Here is a 4,638-nt window from a genome sequence, read left to right as displayed (position 1 = left end):
GATGGCGCTGAGGTGCACGATGTTGCCGGACGCGGACGCCGCGATGTCCTGCGCGGTGAACGCGTTCGACCCGGCCGTCGACCAGGAGCCCCAGGCGCCGGCGCAGTAGTCGCCGTCGAGCTCGTTGACCCGGTTGTTGCTGTCGATGGCGAAGATGTGGTTGACGTTGGTGGACGTCGAAGCACTGGCGACCCGCTTGAAGTTGCCGCCGTGGTCCGTCCACCCGTTCCACCGACCGGCCTCGTAATCGCCGTCGGAGTTGTACAGGTGTCCGTCGGCACCGACCACCACCAGGTGGACGGTGTGGTTGAACGAGGAGGCGGTGATGGAGACGGCCGGCGAGGGGAGTGCCCCGATGTTCGGCTGGAACCAGCCCGACCACTGCTTGTTGCCGTAGTCGCCGTCCTTCTCGTACACCTGGCCGTCACGGCCGATGGCGAAGATCCGGTTCACCGAGAATGTTGCCGCGCTTGTCACCTCCTTGATCCCCGAGGCCTCCAGGCTGCTCCAGCCGCTCCACGAGCCCGCGGAGAAGTCGCCCTCGGTGTTGTGCAGGCTGCCGTCCGGTGCCAGGTTCACCAGGCGGACCGTGTTGGCCGGCTGCGGGGACTGCGCGGCGCGGCCGGTGTACCAGCCGGCGTTGTACGCCTGGTCGAGTGGCGCCAGGAAGTTCTGACCCAGCAGGGCGTAGCCGGCGTCGTTCGGGTGCAGGCCGTCCGACATCTGCACGGGCTTGGTGGCCGTGCCCTGGCCGGACGGAACCAGCGCCGGAGCGGCGACGTACCTGAAGTGCCTGCCCGCCTGCTGCTCGGTGGCCTCCAGGCGCTGGAGGGCGGCGTTGTAGTCCGGGATGTTCCTCGCCATGTCCGGCATGGGGCTGTTCATGCCGGACATGGTGGGAACCAGTCCCTGCATGATGACGGTGACGCCGGGCTGGTCCGCGAAGATCCGGTTCACCAGCCGCTCCGCCTTGGCGGCGGTGTCCGAGCCGCCGGCGTACTGGTTGAGGTCGTTGGCGCCGATGTGCAGCAGCACGACATCCGGGTGGGTGGCCGCCAGCCACCCGTCGATGTTGTTGCTGATCTGGTCGACCGTGAATCCCGGATGGCCTTCGTTCGCCGGGTCGGCCATCACGCCGTTCTGCTGCGAGCCGACGTAGTCGATGGCGAAGCGCCCTTCGGCGGCGACCAGGTTCTGCAGGGGCCCCCGGTAGCCGTTGCCGGTGCAGCTGTTCCGGCCGTAGGTGATCGAGTCGCCCAGCGGCAGGACCCGGACCGTCGGTTGGGCTGCCGTCGGGCTGGTGGTCGAGGCGCTCGCGGGGGCGGGGGCCGCGGCGATTCCTGCCGCGGCCAGCAGAACGGTGGCCGCGGCGAGGGCGGTGGGACGGGTCATGACATTCTCCGGATCTGGCACACCAAAGGTGGGTGGCGTGGGCCGTACGCGGGACCCGTACGGCGGATGCTGCCCGGCACGGACACTGCGCCCGGTGGCCCGCACGAGGGTCGGGCGCACCGGGCGCGGTGGGGGTGGCGGTCACGGCATCGCCGTGCGTGGGCTCTTCGGTCAGCGGGTGAAGGCGGCGGTGACGCCGATGGAGTCGGCGCCGGTGGCGGCCTGGTTCCAGGAGCTCCAGCGGCCGGCGTTGTAGTCGCCGTCGATCTCCTGGAGGCGGTTGTTGCCGTCGACGGCGAAGATGTGGTTCACGTTGTTGGCGGCGGCGCTGGCGATGCGCTTGAGGCCGGACCCGGGCATCTTGGTCCAGCCGTTCCACTGGCCGCGGTTGAAGTCGCCGTCGGTGTTCGACCAGCTGCCGTCCGGTGCGATGGCGCTGAGGTGCACGATGTTGCCGGACGCGGACGCCGCGATGTCCTGCGCGGTGAACGCGTTCGACCCGGCCGTCGACCAGGAGCCCCAGGAGCCGGCTGCGTAGTCCGCGTCGAGCTCGTTGATCCGGTTGTTGCTGTCGATGGCGAAGATGTGGTTGACGTTGGTGGACGTCGAAGCACTGGCGACCCGCTTGAAGTTGCCGCCGTGGTCCGTCCACCCGTTCCACCGGCCGGCCGTGAAGTCACCGTCGGAGTTGTAGAGATGCCCGTTCGCGCCCACGGCGACCAGGTGCACCACGTTGCCGAACGACGACGCGCTGATCGCCACGGCAGAGGTCGGCAGGTCCCCGGTCGCCGGGTGGAACCAGCCCGACCACTGACCGTTCCCGTAGTCGCCGTCCTTCTCGTAGATCTGGCCGTCGTCGGTGATCGCGAAGATCCGGTTCACGGAACCGGTGGCCGCGCTGGTCACCTCCCTGACCCCGTAGGCACCCATGTCGCTCCACGAGCTCCACTTGCCCGCCGAGAAGTCACCCTCGGCGTTCTGCAGCCTGCCGTCCGGCCGCAGGTCCACCAACCGCACCGTGTTCGGCACGGGGGGAGGCGACCCGACAGGAGCCTCCATGAAACGGAACTGCTTGGAGTCCCCGGTCCACCCCGGCATGCAGGCGGACTGGCCGGAGATCGCCTGCACGTAGCAACCCTTGCCGGTGTTGTAGAGGCTGGTGTAGTCGCCCCTGAGCGACGCGTACTTCCACCCCTGGTCGGTGTAGTTCCAACCCGTGTCACCTTCGGCCTTGCACCCCGTGGTGTACACGTCACCGTAATTGCCCACGGTCAGACAGAGGCTGTACGTACCGGCGCCCACCAGGGCGAGCATGTTCGTGATGTTGGCCCAGTGCTGCGTGGGCTTGGTCCCACAAGGGGCTTCGTAGACGGGGTGGATGGCGGACGGCGTGTCGACCGTCCCGGTCAGGCACAGGCCGGTCGCCTTGTTCTGGATTTGGTACCCGCCCACGGCCGCTGACGCCGGGGTGCCGGCGGCGACGGTGACACCGACGGCCAGGGCGACGGCACTGATGAAGGCGAGGAGCCTGGATATCTTTTGCATGAGTCCTCTCGGATGACGGGCGAACGGCCCGTCCGTTGACACGAATACAGGCGTGTCGGTGAGTGCCTTCGCCAAGGGAGCCGCGGATACGTCAGCGCGGGCCCTGCGGGGCGCGAGGGAGTCTATGGCGCGGACATCGCTGTGGACATGCAAGATATTTCACATGTGTGGAAGCGTGTCGCGGCTGGCTGTCCCTCCATCACAACTGGTACGGAGACGATGTGGTGTTCACGAGTGCGGGAACCATCGTTCGCCGGGCGTGGCGGGCTGCACCGAGAAACGCAGTGAGGTCGTGGACTTCCACCTCTACCTCGCCACCGCCCTCGTCACGCTCCGCGTGCTCACCCGACGAGCGACCAAGCGTTACCGGCGAGACAGGCCCCACCACCCGATGCCTGAAGCGGATCAAGCCGGGAGGCCTGATCGACTTCACCTGCCGCGGTCGAGTTGCCTGACCCGCCGGCCGAGGGCGGGGGGAAATCCGGTTGCCGCGGGCCGCTGTCCCGATCATGATCTCCCGCATGGACTTTTGATGACTGCCACGTAGTACGTACCTGTCGCGCGATCGACCTCGGAGCCTGACGAACCGGCCCCGGGGCGATGGGTCGCGCCCCTCGTGAGCATCCGTCAGAGAGCGGGAGCCGCCGAGTGAGTTCGGCATGCCCTCCTGCTCAGTCCTGAAAGCACCCCACACACATGAATACCGACCGCAAGGCCCTGTGGGCCGTGCGTCAGTCCGCCCTGCCCACCGTCGTCCGGCCCTGCCCGGACTGCCCCGGCATGCGGCACCGCGCCTCGGGGAAGATCCGCGTCAACGCGAACGGCAAGCTGCTCGACGTCTGGCTGCTGCTGAGCTGCGCGACGTGCGACCGGACCTCGAAGGCGCCCGTCCACGAGCGCGCCCACGTCTCGACACTGGAGCCGGCCCGGCTGGTGGCGTACGAGACCAACGACCCGGCAGCGGTGCGGGAGTTGGTGATGAGCGCGTCGCTCGCGGCGAAGAACCGGTACCGGCTCGACTGGACCGGGACGTGGGAGCTGGAGGCCCGCATGCCGCTGTACGCGCTCGACGACCCGAACCCGCTCCCGGTGCGGGTGCGCTTCGAGCTGCCCGCACCGGTCCGGGTGGAGCGGCTGCTCCAGCTCGGTCTCGGCCTGAGCCGGGCCGAGGTGCGCCGTCTGGTCGCGAACGGCCGGATCCGCCTGCCGTTCGCGCCGGACGCCAAGGCGCACCAGGACTTCGAGCTCACCATCCACGGACCCGGTTCCGTCGATGCGGCCAAACACGCGAAGTCCCTCGAAGTACCCGACGCCGAACCCACTGACCCGGCCCGGATCGGGCTGCCGCCCGCACCCGGCCGGGAACTCCCACGCCGGGCCACGGCGACTGGGACCCATCAGGTCGATCATGTGCCGAGTCGGATGACGAGGGCGGCCGCGGTGACCGTGCCGAGGTAGACGCACCCGCGTCCGTCGTAGCGGGCCGCGACTGCTCCGGCGTGCCCGAGCTTGTCGACGGCCCGTTCGACGGTGTCCCGGTCCTCGCACCGCTCCTCGCCGAAGCCCGGCGGCCTCTGGGTTGCTTTGCCCCATGAAATTCCTGAATACGGACGGCCCGCACTCCTGCAGGCCGCCAAGGTCAATCCATAGACCTCAAAAACGTAGGCAGACCAGTTTCCCGGCCTGCCCAGACGTAGAAGC

At 68.7% G+C, this 4,638-nt stretch carries 3 protein-coding genes and 1 pseudogene; 2 read left to right on the top strand and 2 right to left on the bottom strand.

The annotated features are described in order from the left end of the window. Both ACFU6K_RS32020 and ACFU6K_RS32015 read right to left on the bottom strand, forming a co-directional pair. Positions 1-1,392: GDSL-type esterase/lipase family protein (locus tag ACFU6K_RS32020; RefSeq protein ID WP_380668984.1), on the bottom strand; the 1,392-nt coding region annotated here is incomplete at its 3' end. 171 nt (positions 1,393-1,563) lie between these two features. Beyond that, entirely contained in the window at positions 1,564-2,937 is a 1,374-nt protein-coding gene (locus ACFU6K_RS32015; protein WP_380668982.1) for a hypothetical protein, read from the bottom strand. Positions 2,938-3,205: 268 nt separating this feature from the next. On the opposite strand from ACFU6K_RS32015, the pseudogene ACFU6K_RS32010 reads away from it, so the two are divergent. Next, positions 3,206-3,392, top strand: a pseudogene (locus ACFU6K_RS32010) (hypothetical protein); the annotation flags it as partial. A 241-nt stretch (positions 3,393-3,633) separates the two neighbouring features. Beyond that, positions 3,634-4,395, top strand: coding sequence for a DUF1062 domain-containing protein (locus tag ACFU6K_RS32005; protein ID WP_380668980.1), 762 nt, complete (start codon positions 3,634-3,636; stop codon positions 4,393-4,395). The last annotated feature ends 243 nt before the right edge of the window (positions 4,396-4,638 follow it).

Origin of the sequence: Kitasatospora sp. NPDC057512 (assembly GCF_042802135.1) — a bacterium.
In the GTDB taxonomy this organism is placed as follows: Bacteria; Actinomycetota; Actinomycetes; order Streptomycetales; family Streptomycetaceae; genus Kitasatospora.
Note: the sequence above shows the minus strand (reverse complement) of the source record. Positions and strands in the feature narration are given on the sequence as shown.

What these genes read in the sequence shown, in the direction of transcription:
- ACFU6K_RS32015 (WP_380668982.1), bottom strand. Translation starts at nt 2,937, where the DNA reads ATGCAAAAGATATCCAGGCTCCTCGCCTTCATCAGTGCCGTCGCCCTG.
- ACFU6K_RS32005 (WP_380668980.1), top strand. Translation starts at nt 3,634, where the DNA reads ATGAATACCGACCGCAAGGCCCTGTGGGCCGTGCGTCAGTCCGCCCTG.